Origin of the sequence: Candidatus Pelagibacter sp. HIMB1509 (assembly GCF_052047855.1) — a bacterium.
Classification (GTDB): Bacteria; Pseudomonadota; Alphaproteobacteria; order Pelagibacterales; family Pelagibacteraceae; genus Pelagibacter.
On sequence record NZ_JBNAIU010000001.1, the window covers coordinates 1037896 to 1058858 of the forward strand.

Below are 20963 nucleotides of genomic sequence, written 5' to 3' on the forward strand. Positions count from 1 at the left end.
TATTAAATTCCTGTTGTTAGATCAATGCTTTGACCTTTTTTTAGAGTTATGATTGCTTTTTTGTATCCTGAAACTTTCACTTTTTTACCTCTAGTAAGCTTAGTTCTATTTTGTTTATTGATGATGTTAATTTTAGTGACATTAACCTTAAAAATTTTTTCAATATTTTTTTTTAGGTTTTTTTTGTTAGCACCATCAGGAACCTTGAAAGTAATTTTATTCAATTCTGATAAGTTTGTTGATTTCTCAGTAACAACTGGAAAAAGAATTTTGTCGTACAAATGAATTTTATCCATATTAAGAATACCTTTTCTCCAATTCTTTTACTGAACTTTCTGTAAAAACAACTTTCTTAAATTTTATTATATCATAAGCACTAAAATGATTTACATCAGTAACTTTAACGTTTGGAATATTTCTTACAGATTTTTCTATCTTATCTTTTGAATTTTTATCAAGAATAATTAGTGAATTAGAAATCTCCAATTTGTTAATTATTGAATTCATTTCTTTTGTTTTTTTAATTTCAGAATTAAAATCATTTAAAATCAATAAGTTCTTGTTATTATTTTTTTCAGTAATTAAAGAAGCAACACTTTGTTTCTTTTCATTTTTGTTCAACTTTCTTTTTTTATAAGCTAATTCACCTTTTGGACCATGAGCTATACCACCACCAACAAAAATAGGAGCTTTTCTACTAGCGTGTCTTGCTCCACCAGTTCCTTTTTGTGCATAAATTTTTGATGTCGGACCTTTTACCTCATTTTGTTGTTTAGTCTTAGCGTGTCTACCTTTGTAGTTAGCGTTTGTTTTGTACAAAACACTAGCAACTAACTTTTGATTGATTTTTGCAGAAAATATTTTATCTAACACTTCAATAGTATCTTTTTTTCCGTCTATGCTAATTTTATCTAATTTCATTATTTTTTCTTTTTATCTGGTGTTTTTTTTGCTTCCTCAGCAGCAGCTTGTTTTTCACTGATTGTCATTTTGTTTATATTTTTTACTGATTTTTTAACCATCACTTCAGCATTTTTTGATCCTGGAATAGATCCTTTTAAATAAAGTAGCTCATTTTCTAAATCTGTTTTTATTATTTCGATATTTTGCATTGTTCTTAGCTTATCACCCATATGACCAGCCATTTTTTTCCCTTTAAAAACTTTACCTGGATCTTGACTGTGTCCTGTTGAACCATGAGCTCTATGAGAAATAGAAACACCATGACTGGCTCTTAAGCCTCCAAAATTATGTCTCTTCATTGCACCAGCAAAACCTTTTCCAATTGTTTTTGATCTTGTATCTACAAATTTAATATCTTTGAAAATTTCTAAACCAAATTCATTTCCTTCTTTATAGGCAGAAGTATCGTTCACTCTAAATTCTTTTAATTTTTTCTTAGCTTCAGTGTTTTTCTTTGCAAAAACACCTTTCATTGCTTTTGTTAATTTTGAATTTTTTATTTTTCCATATCCAAGTTGAACAGCTTTATAACCTCTTTTTTCTTCCTCAATTACTTGAATAACTCTAGCTTTTTCAACTTTAAGAACTGTAACAGGCACTAATTGACCAGATTTATAAAACTCTCTAGTCATGCCAATTTTCTTACCTAATAAAGCTATCTCACTCATAATTATATTTTTATCTCCACATCTACACCTGAGGCTAAGTCTAGTTTCATCAAAGCCTCTACTGTTTGTGGTGTTGGTTCAATAATATCAATTAATCTTTTGTGGGTTCTAGACTCAAATTGCTCTCTACTTTTTTTATCAATGTGTGGAGATCTTAATACTGTGTATCTTTCAATTCTTGTAGGAAGTGGTATTGGACCCTTTATAGTAGCTCCAGTTCTTTTAACTGTATTAACTATCTCCTCGGTAGAAGCATCTAAGACTTTATTGTCGTATGCTCTTAGTTTAATTCTAATATTTTGTTTTTCCATTAACCTGCTACCTTTTTAGTTACTTCGTCTTGAACATTTTGTGGAACTTTAGAATAATGATCAAAGAACATTGAATATTGCGCTCTTCCTTGAGACATTGATCTTAGATTATTTATGTAACCAAACATATTTGCTAAAGGAACCATTGCAGTGATTACAGTTGCATTACCTCTTTGCTCTTGAGTGCTAATTTGGCCTCTTCTACTGTTTAAATCACCAATTACATCTCCCATATAATCTTCTGGAGTAACAACTTCCACTCTCATAATAGGCTCTAAAAGCTTTAATCCACCTTGTGTACAAGCTTCTTTAAAACATGCTCTGCTGGCAAGTTCAAATGCTAGAACACTTGAGTCTACATCATGATGTAAACCGTCAACAATCGTTACTTTGTAATCAATCATAGGAAACCCTGCTAAAATCCCACTATCAGAAACTGTCTCAATACCTTTTTCAACACCAGGTATAAATTCTTTTGGAATAGCTCCACCTTTAATGGCACTTTCAACCTCTCTACCCTTACCTGGTTCTTGAGGTTCAACAAATAATTTTACTTTAGCGAATTGACCAGCGCCACCGCTTTGTTTTTTATGTATATATTCAAATTCAGCTGATTTTTCTATTGTCTCCCTGTAAGCAACTTGTGGAGCCCCAACATTTGCCTCAACTTTAAATTCTCTTTTCATACGATCAACAATAATATCTAAGTGAAGTTCACCCATACCTTTGATGATTGTTTGACCAGATTCCTCGTCAGATGATACTCTAAATGATGGATCTTCTTTAGCTAATCTTGCTAAAGCTTCACCCATTTTTTCTTGGTCACCTTTTGTTTTAGGCTCAACAGCAATTTCAATTACTGGTTCAGGAAATTCCATTGGCTCTAATAAAACAGGGTTTTCTTTGTCACACAAAGTATGACCTGTCATAGTATTTTTTAAACCCGCCAAAGAAACAATATCACCTGCATTTGCTTCTTTAATATCTTCTCTAGAGTTTGCATGCATTAAAAGCATACGACCAACTCTTTCTTCTTTATCTGATGAAGAATTGTACACAGCTGTACCTGATTTAATTGTACCAGAATAAATTCTAACAAATGTTAATGAACCAACAAATGGATCATTTGCAACTTTAAATGCTAAACCTGAAAAAGACGATCCATCCTCGAATTTCATTTCAATTTCATCATCTGAACCAACTTTAGTTCCTTTAATAGATCCAATATCCACTGGACTTGGAAGGTAATTAATAACCGCATCTAATAAAGGTTGAACACCTTTATTTTTAAAAGCTGAACCAGTTAAAACAGGAACAAAGCTAAAATTTAAAGTTCCTTTTCTAATGCACTTAACTAAATCTTCCTCTTTAATTTCATCACCATTTAAATACGCTTCCATTAAATTTTCGTCTTGCTCAACTGCAGACTCAATTAATTCAGTTCTGTATTTTTCTGAAATTTCTTTTAAATCATCAGGTATATCTTTATATTCCCACTCAGCACCTAATGCTTCATTTTTCCATACTTGAGCTTTCATTTTAACTAAGTCAACTACACCAGTCAAAGAAGCTTCAATTCCGATAGGTACTTGTAAAACTAATGGTTTAGCACCCAATCTATCTCTGATCATATCAACACATCTAAAGAAATCTGCACCAGTTCTATCAAGTTTATTTACAAAACAAATTCTCGGAACTTTATATTTGTCTGCCTGTCTCCATACTGTCTCAGATTGAGGCTCTACACCAGCAACTCCATCAAATACAGCCACAGCACCATCTAATACTTTTAAAGATCTTTCTACTTCAATTGTAAAATCTACGTGGCCTGGAGTATCAATTATATTAACTCTGTGGTCATTCCAAAAACAAGTTGTTGCTGCAGAAGTAATTGTGATACCTCTTTCTTGTTCTTGTTCCATCCAGTCCATTGTTGCAGCACCGTCGTGTACTTCACCAATTTTATGACTTTTTCCTGTATAATATAAAATTCTTTCTGTAGTAGTCGTTTTACCAGCGTCTATGTGGGCCATGATCCCAATATTTCTATATTTATCTAATGTATGAGTTCTAGCCATAATTTTTTACCATCTAAAATGAGCAAATGCCTTATTAGACTCTGCCATTTTATGAACATCCTCTCGTTTTTTTACTGCAGCACCTTTTTTTTCATAAGCATCATACAGTTCGTTAAAAATTTTATCTGCCATGTGTTTATCTTTTCTTTTTCTAGCAGAATCAACTAACCATCTTATTGCAAGTGCTTGAGCTCTTTTACTTTTTACCTCAACTGGCACTTGGTATGTTGCACCACCTACTCTTCGCGATCTAACCTCTACAGTTGGTTTAATGTTGTTAATTGCTTCATTAAAAATATTTATAGGTTCATCTTTAGTTTTTGTTTTGATTTTCTCTATTGCTTCATAAACTATTTTTGCAGCAATACCTCTTTTGCCATCATACATAATGTTGTTTATTAATTTTGGAATTATAGTTGAATTAAATTTTGGATCAGGAACTACATTTTTTTTGGGTTGAGTTTTTTTTCTAGACATTATTTACCTTTTTTTGTTCCGTATAAAGATCTTCTCTGTTTTCTATTTGCAACACCTTGTGTATCTAAATTTCCTCTTAAGATATGATATCTAACACCAGGTAAATCTTTAACCCTTCCACCTCTAATTAGTACAACTGAGTGTTCTTGCAAGTTATGTCCTTCACCTGGAATATAAGCAGTTACTTCAAAACCGTTTGACAATCTAACTCTAGCGACTTTTCTTAATGCAGAGTTTGGTTTTTTTGGAGTGGTTGTATAAACTTTAACACAAACACCTCTTTTTAAAGGTTGCTTTTGTAAAGCAGGAACTTTGTTCCTAGAAACTTGTTTAACTCTTTTTTTTCTTAACAACTGATTAATAGTTGGCATAATTTTTTTTAAAATTAATTAATTTATTTTTGAGATGAAAATAACTGACAGGTTATTTTGTGGCAGCGTTTAGTACCTCAAGAGCACTACATTCCAACCAAAAACATCGCCAAAATACTTATTAATCAGCTATTGTCAAACTAAAACTGCAATTTTTAGGTGATTTTTTTATTGATTTGCTTGTGTTTCTTCAGGATCAGAAGCTTCAAGTTTATCTTGTTCTGCTAAGAAGCTATTATCATCTTCCAAGGCCTTGTTGTTCCATCTGTTCTTGATATTACCCGTACCAGCAGGAACTAATCTTCCAACAATTACGTTCTCTTTTAAACCGTTTAATGGATCAACTTTCCCTTTAATTGCAGCATCTGTTAATACTCTTGTTGTCTCTTGGAAAGATGCAGCAGAAATGAATGATTCTGTTTGGAGTGAAGCTTTAGTAATACCCATTAAAACTCTTTCTCCAACTGCAGGAGTTTTGCCTTCAGCAACTAATTTTTCATTAGTATTATCAAACTTTATTCTATCAACCACTTCACCTGGTAAATAACTTGAATCTCCAGATACCTTAACTTCAACTTTCTTGAGCATTTGTCTTAGAATTGTTTCAATATGTTTATCGTTAATTATTACACCTTGTAATCGATATACTTCTTGAACTTGATTAACAAAATATTCTGTTAATTCTTTAATGCCTAAAATTCTTAAAATATCATGCGGTAATGGCTGTCCATCTAAAAGATATTCACCTTTTTGAATTTTTTCACCAGGATTAAAGTTAATGTGTTTTCCTTTTGGAATTAAATAATTTGATGGTTCTGATCCGTCTTCAGGAACAATCGAAATTCTTTGTTTACCTCTAACTTCTTTTCCAAAAACAACACTTCCATCATTTTCGGCAATAATAGCACTGTCCTTAGCTTTTCTAGCTTCAAAAAGTTCAGCTACTCTTGGAAGACCTCCAGTAATATCTTTGGTTTTAGTTGTTTCTTTGGGCAATCTTGCAATAACATCACCAGCATAAACTTTTTGACCATCTTTAATTGATAAAATTGAATCTGGTACTAAGTAATATCTAGCTTCATTGTCATCTGCTTTTTTAATTACATTTCCTTTTTCATCTCTTAAAGTAATTCTTGGTTTTAAATCTGTACTCTTAGATTGACCTCTCCAATCAATCACAGATTTTGATGAAATACCAGTTGCATCATCAGTAGTTTCTTGAATTGAAACACCATCTATTAAATCAACATAACTTGCAATACCACTCTTTTCAGCAATAACTGGAGTTGTATATGGATCCCACTCACAAATTTTTGTATTTGCTTTAACTTTATCTCCATTATTAAAAAATAATCTTGATCCATAAGCAACTTTATAAACTGCTATTTGAACTCCTTTATCATCCTCAATAGAAAGTTGAGTATTTCTTCCCATAACAATTAAATTCTTTTTAGAATCTTCTAGAATATTTGAGTTAATAATTTTTAATGTTCCATCACTTTTGCTGATAATTTGGTTATCTTGTTTAACCGAAGCTGTTCCCCCAACGTGGAATGTTCTCATCGTTAACTGAGTACCTGGTTCACCAATTGATTGAGCTGAAATCATACCAATTGCTTCACCCACATGCACCATTTTACCTCTAGATAAATCTCTTCCGTAACAAGTAGCACAAACACCCTCTTTAGAGCTACAAGTCATTACTGAATAAACTTTTATAGATTTAACACCTGCTGCATCAATTTTATCACAGCCTGCCTCGTCAATCATTTCAGATTTTTTGATTATTACCTCGCCACTTAAAGGATTTTTCACTTCAGCAGCTGTAACTCTACCTAGTGCTCTTTCTGCTAAACTAACAACTACATTACCACCCTCTAAGATCTCTGATAGTTCAATAAAACCTGGTTCATCACATTTAATTTTTGTTACTGTTAAATCTTGAGCAACATCACACAATCTTCTTGTTAAATAACCAGAGCTTGCTGTTTTAAGCGCGGTATCTGCTAATCCTTTTCTTGCTCCGTGTGTAGAATTAAAATACTCTAAGGCTGTTAAACCTTCTTTAAAGTTAGAGATAATTGGACTCTCAATAATTTCACCTGAAGGTTTTGCAATTAATCCTCTCATACCAGCTAATTGTTTCATTTGCGCTGCTGAACCTCTAGCACCGCTATCAGCCATCATAAATACTGAATTTATTTTTAAACCCTCTTCTGTTTTTTCAGTTGCAGAAATTCTTTTCATCATTTCACCCGCAACTTTATCAGTACATTTAGACCATGCATCGACAACCTTGTTGTACTTCTCGCCTCTTGTAATCAAACCTTCGGCATATTGGGTTTCATAATCAGCAATTAATTTTTTAGTATCATCAATTAATTGAGTTTTATTTTCAGGAATAATTAAATCATCTTTTCCAAATGAAATTCCTGCTTTAAATGCATGCTTAAATCCCAAATCTTTAAGTTTATCACAGAAAATAACTGTCGTTTTCTGACCACAGAATCTGAAAACCACATCAATTATTTCAGAAACAACTTTTTTTGGTAGCAATCTATCAACTAATGAAAATTTAATATTGCTATTTTTTGGTAATAGGTTGGCTAATAAAAATCTTCCTGCAGTTGATGTATATTTTTCAATCTTCTTATTTCCTTGTTCGTCAACAGTTTCATATCTTGAAATAATAGTGCTATGAACGTTAATTTCACCTGAAGATAATGCAAACTCTATTTGATCAGAATTAGTAAAGTATCCAGATGGTTTATCCGATACTGGTTCCTGTGAAAGATAATATATTCCTAAAATCATATCCTGACTTGGAACGATTATAGGTTTACCATTTGAAGGAGATAGAATGTTGTTCGTTGATAGCATTAATATTCTTGCTTCCAACTGAGCTTCTAAACTTAAAGGTACATGAACAGCCATTTGGTCACCATCAAAATCAGCATTAAAAGCTGCACAAGTTAGGGGGTGTAGCTCGATTGCATCACCTTCAATTAATTTTGGTTCAAAAGCTTGAACACCAAGTCTATGAAGTGTTGGTGCTCTGTTTAATAAAACAGGGTGTTCTCTTACGATTAACTCTAATGCATCCCATACAGCATTGGTTTCTTTCTCTACTAATTTTTTAGCTTGTTTAATTGTAGATGCTAAACCTAATTTATTTAATCTTGCGTATAAAAATGGTTTAAATAACTCCAAAGCCATTTTTTTTGGTAATCCACACTCATGTAATTTTAGGTCTGGACCGACAACAATTACTGATCTTCCAGAGTAATCTACCCTTTTTCCTAATAAGTTTTGTCTAAATCTACCCTGCTTACCTTTAAGCATTTCTGCAAGAGATTTGAGTGGTCTTTTACCTGTTCCAGTAATAACACGACCTCTTCTTCCATTGTCGAAAAGAGCATCAACAGACTCTTGAAGCATTCTTTTTTCATTTCTAACAATGATGTCCGGAGCTTTAAGATCCATTAATCTTTTTAATCTGTTATTTCTATTAATAACTCTTCTATACAGGTCGTTAAGATCTGAAGTAGCAAATCTACCACCATCTAGCGGAACCAAAGGTCTTAATTCTGGTGGAATAACTGGAACCACAGTCATAATCATCCACTCTGGTTTTTGACCAGTTTCGATAAATGACTCTATTAATTTTAATCTCTTAATTGCTCTTTCTTCATTAACTTTAGATTTAGTCTCTTTAATAAAGCTAACAAGACTTTTTCTTTCTAATTCTAAGTCAAGATTTTTTAACATCTCAAGAACAGCTTCAGCTCCAATACCTGCAGTAAAGCTTTCTTCTCCAAATTCATCTTGATATTTTGCTAATTCTTCCTCATTTAAAAGTTGGTTTTTTTGCAAACCAGTTAATCCTGGTTCGATTACTATAAAGTTTTCAAAATAAAGAACTCTCTCGATCTCTTTCAACTTCATATCTACAGCAAGTGCAATTCTGCTTGGTAATGATTTTAAGAACCAAATATGTGCCACAGGAGTTGCAAGATTAATGTGGCCCATTCTCTCTCTTCTTACATTAGATTTTGTTACCTCAACGCCACATTTTTCACAAATAATACCTCTAAATTTCATTCGTTTATACTTTCCACATAAACATTCATAATCTTTGATTGGTCCAAAAATTCTTGCACAGAATAGACCATCTTTCTCTGGTCTAAATGTTCTATAATTTATAGTTTCTGGTTTTTTAATTTCACCAAATGTCCAAGATTTAATTTTTTCAGGACTAGCTAAAGAAATTTTAATACTATTAAAATTTTGCGCTTCTGAAATTTCGCTTCCTTTAAATAAATCAGTTAATTCTTTTTTCATTAATTAAGCTCCACGTTTAATGCTAATGATTTAATTTCTTTAACTAAGACGTTAAATGACTCTGGAATACCGGACTCGAAATTCTCTTCACCTTTAACTATAGTTTCGTAAACTTTAACTCTTCCAGCAACGTCATCGGATTTTACAGTCAAAATTTCTTGTAAAGTATAAGAAGCTCCGTAAGCTTCAAGAGCCCATACTTCCATTTCTCCAAATCTTTGACCACCTAATTGTGCTTTACCACCAAGAGGTTGTTGTGTAACCAAACTGTAAGGACCTGTAGATCTTGCATGAATTTTATCTTCAACCAAGTGATGAAGTTTCAACATATAAATTATTCCAACTGTAACTGGTCTGTCAAATTTTTCTCCAGTTCTTCCATCCCATAAATAAGTTTGACCAGATCCTGGTAAGTTCGCTAACTTTAACATGTCAGTTACATTTTTCTCTTTAGCACCATCAAAAACAGGTGTTGATATTGCAATACCATTTTGTAAATTTTCACACAGGTCTTTAAATTCGTTCTTACTTAATTTGTCTACTTTTTCATTGAAAGTTTCTTCTCCATATACAGATTTTAAGAATTTTTCTATTTTTTCAGTTCTTTCTATTTTTTTGTTATTTTCATTAACTAAATTTTTAATCTGTTCACCAAATTCTTTACAAGCCCAACCTAGATGGGTTTCTAAAATTTGACCTACATTCATCCTACTTGGAACACCTAAAGGATTTAAAACAATATCTACTGGTCTACCATCTTCTCTATATGGCATATCTTCAACAGGTACTATTTTACTAACAACACCTTTGTTACCATGTCTCCCTGACATTTTATCACCTGGTCTTAATCTTCTCTTAATAGCTACAAAAACTTTTACCATTTTCATAACACTTGGTAATAAATCATCACCACTTCTAATTTTTAAAACTTTATCTTCAAATCTTTCTGTAATGTCTTGTTTTGCTTTGTTGTATTGATCTTTAAGTTGTGCCAAAGTTGCTTCATCATTTACATTTCCAACTGTTATTTTAAATACATCATTTATAGAAAGATTATTGATTGCATCAAAATCAAGTTTTGTTCCTTCAGATAAATCCTTTACTTTTTTAGTTAATGATGATCCTGATAAAATTTGTGAAGCTCTTTGTTTAATACTTCTCTCTAAAATTTCTTCCTCTACTAATTTATCTTGCTGAACTTGTTCAATTTCAGCTCTTTCAATAGTTATTGATCTTTCATCTTTTTCAATACCATGTCTGTTAAATACTCTTACATCAACAACTGTACCACTAGCACCTCGTGACATTCTCAAAGATGTATCAGTAACATCAATAGCTTTTTCTCCAAAAATTGATCTCAATAGTTTTTCTTCTGGTCCTGATGCTGAATCACCTTTTGGAGTAACTTTTCCAACTAAAATATCACCAGCGTTTACTTCAGCTCCAATGTAAACTATACCTGACTCATCAAGATTTTTTAAAGCTTCCTCGTTAACATTAGGAATATCTCTGGTAATTTCTTCTTCCCCAAGTTTTGTGTCTCTTGCCATTATTTCGTATTCTTCAATATGTACCGAAGTAAATACATCGTCAGTTACACATCTTTCTGAAATCAAAATTGAGTCTTCAAAGTTGTAACCTTGCCATGGCATAAATGCTACTGTTACATTTTTTCCAAGTGCTAATTCACCTAATTTTGTTGATGGACCATCTGCAATAATATCACCAGATTTAACTTTATCACCAACTCTAACAAGTGGTCTTTGGTTAATACATGTATTTTGGTTTGATCTTTTAAATTTTTGTAAGTTATAAATATCTACACCTGATTCACTGAAATCAGTTTCTTCTGTTACTTTAATAACAATTCTTTTACCATCAATTTTATCTACAACTCCATCTCTCTTAGCAACAATCGTTACACCAGAGTCTAAAGCCACATCACTTTCAATTCCAGTACCAACCAATGGAGATTCTGGTTTTAAAAGAGGAACTGCTTGTCTCATCATGTTAGAACCCATTAGAGCTCTGTTAGCATCATCATTTTCCAAGAAAGGTATTAAAGATGCCGCAACAGAAACAAGTTGTTTTGGTGAAACGTCGATATAATCAATTGCATCTGGTTTTGATAAAAGGAAGTTTAAATTTTGTCTGCAAGAAACAAGCTCCTCAACTATCTTTCCATTTTTATCTAACTTTGTATTTGCTTGAGCAATTGTAAATTTGGTTTCTTCCATTGCAGATAAATACTCAACTTTATCCTGCACAATTCCATCTTTTACTTTTTTGTATGGGCTTTCAATAAAGCCATATTTATTTATTTTTGCATAAGTTGATAAACTATTTATTAAACCAATGTTTGGCCCCTCTGGAGTCTCAATTGGGCAAATTCTTCCATAATGAGTTGGGTGAACGTCACGAACTTCAAATCCTGCTCTTTCTCTTGTTAGTCCACCTGGTCCAAGAGCAGAAACTCTTCTTTTATGTGTAATTTCTGACAATGGGTTCGTTTGATCCATAAACTGTGAAAGTTGAGAGCTAGCAAAAAAATCTTTCAATGAAACAGTTAGTGGTTTTGCGTTAATTAAATCCTGTGGCATAGCAGACTCAACATCTAAAGTAGTCATTTTTTCTTTAATAGCCCTTTCCATTCTGTAAACACCAATTCTCGCTTGGTTTTCAACTAATTCACCTACAGAACGTACTCTTCTATTTCCTAAATGATCAATATCATCTACATCATCCTTGCCATCTCGCAAATCTAACATTTTGTGAATAATTGCAATAATGTCATCATTTCTTAAGATCGTAATTTTATCAGAACACTCTTGGTTTAGTCTTGAATTCATTTTTACTCTACCAACATCAGATAGATCGTATCTGTCTGAGCTAAAGAAAAGATTATTAAATATTTGAGTAGCTATCTCTATTGTTGGAGGTTCACCAGGTCTTAGCATTTTATATATTTCAGTTATAGCTTCGTCTTTAGAGTTATTTTTGTCTGCTAAAACAGTTGTTAATAAATAAGGTCCTTTATTTATGGAATTTGTTACTGATATTTGCAAAGAGTGAATATTTCCATCCAATATTTGTTGAATAATTGTATCATTTAGTTCAGTACCAATTTTAAAAGTACCTTCTTCTTCATCACTTACTTTAACATCTCTATGTAAGAATTTTCCAAAAAGAGATTCTTTTGAAACTAAAATATCTTTAAGCCCATCGTTAGCTAATTTTTTTGCATTTAAAAAATTTATTTTATCACCTAATTTTATTACTACTTCACCAGTTTTTGCATCAATTACTTCCTCTGAAAAGTTTTTAGCTTTATAATTCTCAGGGTTAAATTTAGTTTTCCATTTTTCTGTCTTAGGATCAAAAGTATATTGCTCACTATCATAAAACTCATCAACAATTTCTGATTTAGAAAAACCTAAAGCTAAAAGTAATGTTGAAGCAAATATTTTCTTTTTTCTGTCAATTTTAAAATATAAAAAATCTTTAACATCATATTCAAAATCTAACCAAGATCCCCTGTTAGGTATTACTCTACAATTAAATAATAATTTTCCACTTGCGTGTGTTTTTCCTTTGTCATGATCAAAGAAAACACCTGGGCTTCTGTGCATTTGGTTTACAACAACACGTTGAACACCATTAGTAATAAACGTCCCACTATTAGTCATCATAGGAACTTCACCCATGTAAACTTCTTGTTCTTTTGCTGATAAAATATCTTTAGTATTGTTCTCTTGATCTATTTCGTAAACAACTAATCTTAAAGTACATTTAAGAGCTGAAGAATAAGTTAAACCTCTTGTTATACATTCTTCAACATCAAATTTAGGTTTTTCTAATCTGTATGAAACATATTCAAGAGTTGCTTTGTCATTTAAATCTTCAATTGGAAAAATACTTTTGAATACTCTATCAAAACCTTTTGTTAATTCAGTTTCGGCATAGTATTCTGTTAATTCTTTGTAAGAATTTTTTTGAACTTCAATAAGATTTGGTATTGATAAGCTTTCTTTTAGTTTACCAAAACTTTTTCTAATGTTTTTCTTTTCAGTAAAAGATAATTGCATTTATATTTATTAATACTGATTAAAAATAATCAGTATTTGAATTCTTTCTAATTAATTTACTTAAGTTCTACTTTTGCGCCAGCAGCTTCTAATTTAGCTTTGATCTCTTCAGCTTCTTTTTTGTTAACACCCGATTTAACTTCTTTTGGTGCTCCCTCTACAAGATCTTTAGCTTCTTTTAAACCTAATGAAGTAGCTGCTCTTACTTCTTTAATAACATTAATTTTTTTATCACCTGCAGAAACTAACATGATAGTGAAATCATCTTTTTCTTCTGCTGGAGCTGCACCACCTGCTGCTGCTGGAGCCGCTGCTGCCATTGGAGTTACACCCCACTTTTCTTCTAACTGTTTTGAAAGTTCGGCTGCCTCAGCAACAGTCAAACTTGATAAGTCTTCAATAATTTTATTTAGGTCAGGCATATTTTTCTACTCTTTGGGTTGTGTTTCAGAATTTTCTGCGGACAAACTACTCATTTTTTCCGAATGTGCAAGCAAAATACTAATTAATTTTGAGGCTGGAGCGTTTAAAATACCTATAATATTGGCTCTTGCTTCGTCTAGTGTAGGTAAACTAGCTACATTTTGGACACCGGCCTGATCCAAGACCTCATCATCCATTATTCCACCAATTAATTTTAGATTCTCATTTTCTTTGGCAAATTTAGATAAGATTCTTGCGGACATTATTGCATCTTCACCAAATGCAACTGCTGTAGGACCTGTGAAAAGATTAGATAAATCTTTACACTTAGTTTTCTCCAATGCTAATTTTGTAATTCTGTTTTTAGTGATCTTAAAGACAATACCATGCTCTCTCATTTTTGCTCTTAAATCATCTAATTGTGTCATTGTTAAGCCTTGATAGTGTGTAACCATTACAGCTTTGCTACTCTCAAATTTAGAGGTCATTTCTTCAATATAATTTTTCTTTTGCTCTTTGTTCATCATAACTATATCGATTTTCCTAATTTAACTTTGTACGAAACACCCATAGTAGAAGTTGCAAAAACACCTTTTATTAAATCACCTTTGAGTGTGTTGTTAGATTTTTCTTTTTCTAATGCATCTATTATTGCATTATAATTTTTTAATAATTGATCATCACTGAATGATTTTTTTCCAATACTTACACCGATATTTCCATCTTTATCATTTCTAATTTCAACTTGTCCTGATTTTGCATCAGTAACTGCTTGTTTAATATTTTCAGATACTGAACCAAGTTTTGGATTTGGCATTAATCCTTTTGGACCTAAAACTTTTCCTAATTTCGAAAGTTTAATCATCATTCCTGGTGTGCAAATCAATTTTTCAAAGTTTAAATCTCCACCTTTGATTTGTTCAACAAATTCATCTCCACCAACAATATCAGCACCTGCATCTTTTGCTTCTTGTGCTTTATTGTCTTCACAAACTACAGCAACTTTTACTTTTTTACCTGTTCCTCCTGGAAGATTTACTACAGTTCTAATGTTGACTTCACTTTTTTTTTGTTTGTTATTTATTTGAAAACTTAAATCTAAAGATTCATCAAATTTTGTTGTGCAGTTTTTTTTAAGCTCAGGTAATAATTTTTCAATAGACTCTGAGTTTAAGTCTTTAGTTTTTTCAGGCAATTTTTTATATCTTTTTGAAGCCATTATTCTTTCACCTCTATACCCATTGATCTAGCTGAACCTGCAATAATTTTTACTGCTTCATTTATATCGTGAGCATTTAAATCATTCATTTTTTCTTTAGCAATATCCTCTAATTGTTTTTTTGAAATTGAAGCTACAATATTTCTTCCTGGCTCTTTTGATCCACCTTTTAATTTAACAGCTTCTTTAATATAAAAAGATGCTGGTGGTGATTTAATTTTAAAATCAAATTTTTTATCTTTATAAACAGTAATTTCAACTGGAACAGGTTTTCCAGCCATAGATTTTGTTTTATCATTAAATGCTTTACAAAATTCCATTATATTAACGCCACGTTGTCCTAAAGCAGGACCAACAGGAGGAGCAGGATTAGCTTGTCCGCCTTTAATTTGTAACTTTATAAATCCACTTATTTCTTTTGCCATTAACTTACTTTCTCAACTTGGTTATATTCTAAATCTACCGGTGTTGGACGACCAAATATAGAAACTGACACCTTAAGTCTAGCTTTTTCTTCATCAATTTCTTCAATCATTCCATTAAATGATGCAAATGGACCATCAACAACCTGTACTTTTTCTCCAACGCTGTAATCTATACCAGATTTTGGCTGTGCCACACCATCTTTAATTTGACCTAGAATCTTCTCAACTTCTTTATCAGAAACAGGTACTGGGATTCCTTTTGATCCAAGGAAACCACTAACTCTCTTTATTCCTTTGATCATATGATAAATATTGTTATCCATTTCACTCTTTATTAGTACGTATCCAGGAAAATATTTCTTTTTTCTTTGAATTCTCTTTCCTCTTTTAACTTCCGTTACGTCGTGAGTTGGAACTATAATTTCTTCGAATTTCTCACTTATTTTAGCCTTATCCGCTTCTTCTTTAATTAATGAAGCAACTTTATTTTCAAAACTGGAGTGTGATTGAACAATGTACCAATTTTTCATTAAATACTCACCTTTAACAACAATTCTAAGAAGAATTTAAGAACCTGATCTAATAAAAGAAAGAATAGAGACATTACAACCGCCATAACAAATACCATTAAAGCACCTTGCAAAGTTTCTTTCCAAGTAGGCCAAGTAACTTTGAAAGCCTCTTGTTTTACTTCCTGAATAAATTTAATCGGGTTCTTCATAATTCTTTAGCTCGAATTGGCAGGAGCGGAGGGACTCGAACCCTCAGCCTCCGGTTTTGGAGACCGGCGCTCTACCAATTGAGCTACACTCCTATTTATAGAGTTACTCTATAATTTTAGTTACTACTCCTGCTCCAACAGTTCTACCACCTTCTCTAATAGCAAAGTTTAATTTTTCTGCCATTGCAATAGGTGTAATCAGTTTAACAGTGAATTTAGCATCATCACCTGGCATAACCATTTCAGTACCTGCTGGTAATTCTACTTCTCCTGTAACGTCTGTTGTTCTAAAATAAAACTGCGGTCTATATTTTGTAAAGAAAGGAGTGTGTCTTCCACCCTCGTCTTTTTTAAGAATATAAGCTTGAGCTTCAAATTTAGTATGAGGAGTTATTGATCCAGGCTTACAAAGAACTTGACCTCTTTCAATGTCAGTTCTTTCAATACCTCTCAATAAAATTCCTACGTTATCACCAGCTTCACCAGAGTCTAAAAGTTTTCTAAACATTTCTACTCCAGTACAAACTGATTTTTTTGTCTCTTTAATTCCAACGATTTCAACTTCCTCACCAGTTTTAATTACACCAGATTCTACTCTTCCAGTTGCAACTGTTCCTCTTCCTGAAATTGAAAATACGTCCTCAACTGGCATCAAGAATGGTTTGTCAACTTCTCTAGCTGGTTGCGGAATATGTTCATCAACAGCTTTCATTAATTCTAAAATTGAATTTTTTCCAATTTCATCATCTCTTTTTTCAACTGCTGCTAAAGCCGAACCTTTAACGATTGGAGTTGTGTCTCCAGGATATTTGTATGAAGTTAAAAGTTCTCTAATTTCTTCTTCTACAAGTTCAATCATATCTTTATCATCAACTTGGTCTACTTTATTTAGGTAAACAACAATTGCTGGAATACCAACTTGTCTTCCTAAAAGAATATGTTCTCTTGTTTGTGGCATAGGACCATCAGCTGCATTAACAACCAATATTGCTCCATCCATTTGTGCTGCACCAGTAATCATATTTTTTACATAGTCAGCGTGACCAGGACAGTCTACGTGAGCATAGTGTCTTTTTTCAGTTTCATATTCAACGTGTGCTGTAGAAATTGTAATTCCTCTTTCTTTTTCCTCTGGAGCTTTATCGATTTGATCGTATGCTACAGCTGTTCCACCACCAGCTTCAGCTAATACATTTGTTATAGCTGCAGTAAGAGTTGTTTTACCATGGTCGACATGACCAATAGTCCCAATGTTACAGTGGGGTTTACTTCGTACGAATTTTTCTTTTGACATTTCTTTTTAACCTCAGTTTTTTTTTTGTTTCTTACTTTAATTTCTTGGAGCGGGTAAAGGGAATCGAACCCTTACATCCAGCTTGGAAGGCTAGCGTTCTACCATTGAACTACACCCGCACAACCCCAAGAGTAACACTCCATTGTTATTTAAAATTATATTAAATGGTGGAGGGGGAAAGATTCGAACTTTCGAAGACCGAAGTCAACGGGTTTACAGCCCGCCCCATTTGACCGCTCTGGAACCCCTCCTTTGGGGAAGTGTCCCCTTGTTCAATATAGCTTCAAATAACATGCGTTTTATATATTTTATTTATCCAAATGCAACACGTGATTTATTAAGAAAAACTATTAAAAAACGTGTAAAACACATCATAATTTTATGAATAAATCATCTTTTTTTATTGTTGGTCAACATGCGGTAATGGAAGCATTACGTAATCCAAATAGGAAAGTTTTAAGAGTGTTTTTAACAGAGGATGCTAAAAAAAATATTCATAGAAAAAATCCAAATAAAAATCTTCTTGAAGAGGTAAAAGTCTATTTTAAATCAAAAAAAGAGTTAGACAAATACTCATCAAAAGAACAATTAATGCATAATGGATATGTTGCTGAGATTGAACATTTAGATCAACCAGAATTAAAAGAATTTATTAAAGAAAAAAATAATTTAACCTTTGTATGTTTGGATGAAGTTACTGATCCAAGAAATATAGGTTCACTCATTAGAAGCGCAGCATCTTTTAAAATTGATGGTGTAATAATTAAAGAGAGACATTTTCCAAAGGATAGTAAACTAATGTATAAATCAGCGAGCGGATGTATGGAGCATGTAAATATTTTTGAAGTTTCAAATATTAATTCTACCTTAAAAAATTTAAGAGAAAGAAATTTTTGGGTTTATGGTTTTGATTCAAAGGGCCAAAAGGATTTTACTGATGTCAAATGGGAGGGAAATAATATTTTACTTTTTGGATCAGAAGGATTTGGAATGAGGCAACACACTGGAAAATATGCAGACTTTTTTGTCAAAATTGACATCAATGAAGAAATAGAAAGTTTGAATATATCAAATAGTGCAGCAATAGTGTTTCATCACTTGAGTTATTTAAAAAAAAAGAGTTGATTATTTAACAAATAATTAATAATTATTGCGCATGCCCTTGTAGCTCAGTTGGTAGAGCAATTGATTTGTAATCAATAGGTCCGCGGTTCGAATCCGTGCGGGGGCACCACTTTTTTCTTTACCAAGCAGTTAACTTCAAACACTTATCAAAATTCTCGATACGAACATAACAACCGAAGAATGACATTAATTTAAATGCAAAAAATCCTGCAAATAAAACTAAAGCAATTACTATAATTGGATTAAATTTATTCATTAAATCTAATTTGTTTCTTTTCTTATTTGTTCAATTTTAATTTTTTTTTGTAAACTTCTATTTTTATCATAGAGAAGATTAAACTTAATTTTATTATTTATTTTAACAGTAATAGATTTCGCATTTCTTACTTCCAAATTATCTGCAACTGCACTAATGGGTCTCTTTGATGGATTTAGATTTGTGATAACAATTTTAGATTTATCATTAACTATTTTACCTTTCCACCTTCTTGGTCTAAATGCGCTAATTGGAGATATGGATAATTTTTTTGAATGAAGACTTAATATAGGTCCATGAACCGATAAATTGTAAGCAGTGCTTCCAGCAGGTGTAGACACTAAAACTCCATCAGAAACTAATTTTTTTATAATTTGTCTAGAACCTTGTTTAATTGATAACGATGCTGCTTGTCTGCTCTGTCTTAATACAGAAACTTCATTAATAGCTATAGATTTTTTGATTTGATTATTTTTATTTCTTACAATCATTTCTAAAGGAGAAATTGAAACCATATTTGCTTTGGAAAGGTTTTTTGTAATATCTTTCGAGGAAAATTTATTCATTAGAAAACCATAGTTTCCAGAGTTAATCCCATAGAAAAACTTATTTGAATTTTTGTTTCTTTTAAGAGTTTGGAGCATAAAACCATCGCCTCCAATAACAATGGTTAAATTTTTGTTTTGAAAATTATTAGAACTAATTTTTTTTAATAAAATATTTTTTATATTTAGAGATTTCTTATTTTTATCAGAAATAATTTGTAACTTGTTCATTTAATGGTGCCCTCGGCCAGACTCGAACTGGCACTCCGCAAGCGGCAAGGATTTTAAGTCCTTTGTGTCTACCAATTTCACCACGAGGGCATTAATGAATTTCACTGTTATATCCACAATAATTTATAACTCAACTATATTAAATTATATTGGTAATCTCTAGCTTCTATTACCTCTTTTGGTAAATGAAGCTCAACATCACTAATTTTTAATATTTCATCTTTACTGATATTTTTTTTCAATATTGCATTATCGGTTAAACCAAGTGGTAAAATCATTTCATTTTTAGAATTTTGAGATGTAATTAATTTACCTCTTGCGCAAAACCCTCCTTCTCCGTCAAGCTTTTCGCCAACTTTTAAATCTTTTTTTGCAACACTTGCAACATCTGCATTATATGCTTTCGTATAACCTGTTGCTCTATTATCAAGCGCTATAGAATATATAGACTGAGCAAGTTCTAAACCAATATAATGATAAGGTCTCCATATTGCTGAATAGTTTCCAGAGGAATCTGTAACCATGCCATAATCTTTAAAACAATTTTTTACATATTCATTTTGAGCTTTAATGACAATGTATACGCCCCACCTCAAGTCATTAGGAATATCTTTTTTATTTAAATCAATACTTGATATAACTTCAACTTGACCTTCAAAATCAATTAATCCACCATCTTTTTTTGGTATTAATTTTTTTGCAATATCATAAACCCCAACTGGAGGAAAAGTTAATCCGTTAGAAGGACATTTAAGATTTGCAGCATTGCTTACTGCACACATTTCAATTGCAGATTTATCACCACATAAAAAACTATTAAACATTTTAGGATTCATTCCCGACTCATTCTCTGCCCTTTCTTTAGTTAAGCCATAATGACCCCAAACTGTATCGGGTGTGGAATATTCAAAACTTGGATGGTACTTTGTTCCTTTTCCAGCACAAATAACTTCAAAACCATTAAGTCTAGCCCATTCAATTTGCTCTATAATTAACGAAGGTTGGTCACCATAAGCCATCGAACAAATAACTCCATTTTCTTTAGCTATATCTGATAAATATTTTCCACATGTGATATCTGCTTCTACATTAACTAAAATCAAATGTTTCTTTTCTTTTAAAATTTTTGTTGCATGGACAGTACCTACAATTGGGTTTCCTGTTGCTTCAATAAAAATTTCAATATTTCTATCAATAATTTGATCAAGAGAAGTTGAAAAATTAATTTTAGATACCTCTTCTTCACTTACTCCACTTTTTAAACAATTTTTTTTTGCTTGATCCATATTGAGGTCAACTATGCTATCAATTTTAATTTTATTTAAGTTAGAATATTGAGATAAAAACATACTTACAAATTTTCCACATCCAATAATAGCTACTCTTATTGGATGTTTTCTATACTCTAATTTTGTGTGTAAAAACATTTC

The 20963-nt window shown here is 31.9% G+C and carries 19 protein-coding genes and 5 tRNA genes; 2 read left to right on the plus strand and 22 right to left on the minus strand.

Annotation, left to right across the window (positions count from 1 at the left end; translation table 11 throughout):
* Positions 1-2: 2 nt before the first annotated feature.
* From rplW to ACTTBO_RS05665, 19 genes are all read right to left on the minus strand, one after another.
* Complete coding sequence (rplW, locus tag ACTTBO_RS05575; protein WP_262589101.1) at positions 3-296, minus strand: 50S ribosomal protein L23; 294 nt, start codon at positions 294-296, stop codon at positions 3-5.
* A gap of 1 nt (position 297) precedes the next feature.
* Entirely contained in the window at positions 298-921 is a 624-nt protein-coding gene (rplD, locus tag ACTTBO_RS05580) for a 50S ribosomal protein L4 (protein WP_262589100.1), read from the minus strand.
* A complete protein-coding gene (gene rplC, locus ACTTBO_RS05585; RefSeq protein ID WP_440614291.1) occupies positions 921-1631 on the minus strand; it encodes a 50S ribosomal protein L3 in 711 nt (236 codons plus the stop codon). Before rplC ends, rplD begins: the two co-directional genes overlap by 1 nt.
* A 2-nt stretch (positions 1632-1633) precedes the next feature.
* Positions 1634-1942, minus strand: a complete 309-nt coding sequence (rpsJ, locus tag ACTTBO_RS05590) for a 30S ribosomal protein S10 (RefSeq protein ID WP_023853699.1) — start codon at positions 1940-1942, stop codon at positions 1634-1636.
* Positions 1942-4020 carry an elongation factor G gene (gene fusA / locus ACTTBO_RS05595; RefSeq protein WP_440656749.1) on the minus strand — a complete coding sequence of 693 codons (2079 nt, stop codon included), beginning with the start codon at positions 4018-4020 and terminating at the stop codon, positions 1942-1944. Before fusA ends, rpsJ begins: the two co-directional genes overlap by 1 nt.
* A gap of 6 nt (positions 4021-4026) precedes the next feature.
* The gene (gene rpsG, locus ACTTBO_RS05600) at positions 4027-4497 is read right to left on the minus strand and encodes a 30S ribosomal protein S7 (protein ID WP_075506812.1); all 471 of its coding nucleotides are present in this window, start codon (positions 4495-4497) and stop codon (positions 4027-4029) included.
* Entirely contained in the window at positions 4497-4868 is a 372-nt protein-coding gene (rpsL, locus tag ACTTBO_RS05605; protein ID WP_075506813.1) for a 30S ribosomal protein S12, read from the minus strand. Before rpsL ends, rpsG begins: the two co-directional genes overlap by 1 nt.
* A gap of 168 nt (positions 4869-5036) precedes the next feature.
* The gene (gene rpoC, locus ACTTBO_RS05610) at positions 5037-9209 is read right to left on the minus strand and encodes a DNA-directed RNA polymerase subunit beta' (protein ID WP_440656750.1); all 4173 of its coding nucleotides are present in this window, start codon (positions 9207-9209) and stop codon (positions 5037-5039) included.
* On the minus strand, positions 9209-13294 hold the full coding sequence (gene rpoB / locus ACTTBO_RS05615) for a DNA-directed RNA polymerase subunit beta (protein WP_440656751.1): 4086 nt from the start codon (positions 13292-13294) through the stop codon (positions 9209-9211). The genes rpoC and rpoB overlap by 1 nt, the downstream gene beginning before the upstream one ends.
* A 56-nt stretch (positions 13295-13350) precedes the next feature.
* On the minus strand, positions 13351-13716 hold the full coding sequence (rplL, locus tag ACTTBO_RS05620) for a 50S ribosomal protein L7/L12 (RefSeq protein ID WP_440656752.1): 366 nt from the start codon (positions 13714-13716) through the stop codon (positions 13351-13353).
* A gap of 6 nt (positions 13717-13722) precedes the next feature.
* Positions 13723-14241 carry a 50S ribosomal protein L10 gene (gene rplJ / locus ACTTBO_RS05625; protein WP_440656753.1) on the minus strand — a complete coding sequence of 173 codons (519 nt, stop codon included), beginning with the start codon at positions 14239-14241 and terminating at the stop codon, positions 13723-13725.
* Between the two features lie 5 nt (positions 14242-14246).
* Positions 14247-14936, minus strand: coding sequence for a 50S ribosomal protein L1 (gene rplA, locus ACTTBO_RS05630; RefSeq protein ID WP_440656754.1), 690 nt, complete (start codon positions 14934-14936; stop codon positions 14247-14249).
* Complete coding sequence (gene rplK / locus ACTTBO_RS05635; RefSeq protein WP_262589090.1) at positions 14936-15361, minus strand: 50S ribosomal protein L11; 426 nt, start codon at positions 15359-15361, stop codon at positions 14936-14938. The genes rplA and rplK overlap by 1 nt, the downstream gene beginning before the upstream one ends.
* The gene (nusG, locus tag ACTTBO_RS05640) at positions 15361-15891 is read right to left on the minus strand and encodes a transcription termination/antitermination protein NusG (RefSeq protein ID WP_262589089.1); all 531 of its coding nucleotides are present in this window, start codon (positions 15889-15891) and stop codon (positions 15361-15363) included. Before nusG ends, rplK begins: the two co-directional genes overlap by 1 nt.
* Positions 15891-16082 (minus strand): preprotein translocase subunit SecE, encoded by a 192-nt coding sequence (gene secE, locus ACTTBO_RS05645; protein ID WP_262589088.1) that lies wholly within the window; start codon positions 16080-16082, stop codon positions 15891-15893. Before secE ends, nusG begins: the two co-directional genes overlap by 1 nt.
* A 17-nt stretch (positions 16083-16099) precedes the next feature.
* Positions 16100-16175, minus strand: a tRNA-Trp gene (locus ACTTBO_RS05650).
* 10 nt (positions 16176-16185) lie between these two features.
* Positions 16186-17376 carry an elongation factor Tu gene (gene tuf / locus ACTTBO_RS05655; RefSeq protein WP_262589086.1) on the minus strand — a complete coding sequence of 397 codons (1191 nt, stop codon included), beginning with the start codon at positions 17374-17376 and terminating at the stop codon, positions 16186-16188.
* 45 nt (positions 17377-17421) lie between these two features.
* Positions 17422-17495, minus strand: a tRNA-Gly gene (locus tag ACTTBO_RS05660).
* 46 nt (positions 17496-17541) lie between these two features.
* A tRNA-Tyr gene (locus ACTTBO_RS05665) sits at positions 17542-17627 on the minus strand.
* A 130-nt stretch (positions 17628-17757) separates the two neighbouring features.
* Here ACTTBO_RS05665 and rlmB point away from each other — a divergent pair.
* Both rlmB and ACTTBO_RS05675 read left to right on the plus strand, forming a co-directional pair.
* Positions 17758-18501: a 23S rRNA (guanosine(2251)-2'-O)-methyltransferase RlmB gene (gene rlmB, locus ACTTBO_RS05670; RefSeq protein ID WP_440656755.1), complete on the plus strand. Its 744-nt coding sequence runs from the start codon at positions 17758-17760 to the stop codon at positions 18499-18501.
* 33 nt (positions 18502-18534) lie between these two features.
* Positions 18535-18610, plus strand: a tRNA-Thr gene (locus tag ACTTBO_RS05675).
* 152 nt (positions 18611-18762) lie between these two features.
* On the opposite strand, the gene ACTTBO_RS05680 is transcribed toward ACTTBO_RS05675, so the two are convergent.
* The 3 genes from ACTTBO_RS05680 to ACTTBO_RS05690 form a co-directional block, all read right to left on the minus strand.
* A complete protein-coding gene (locus tag ACTTBO_RS05680; protein WP_440656756.1) occupies positions 18763-19533 on the minus strand; it encodes an NAD kinase in 771 nt (256 codons plus the stop codon).
* 4 nt (positions 19534-19537) lie between these two features.
* A tRNA-Leu gene (locus tag ACTTBO_RS05685) sits at positions 19538-19623 on the minus strand.
* Between the two features lie 44 nt (positions 19624-19667).
* Positions 19668-20960, minus strand: coding sequence for an NAD(P)H-dependent oxidoreductase (locus tag ACTTBO_RS05690; RefSeq protein ID WP_440656757.1), 1293 nt, complete (start codon positions 20958-20960; stop codon positions 19668-19670).
* Positions 20961-20963: the final 3 nt, after the last annotated feature.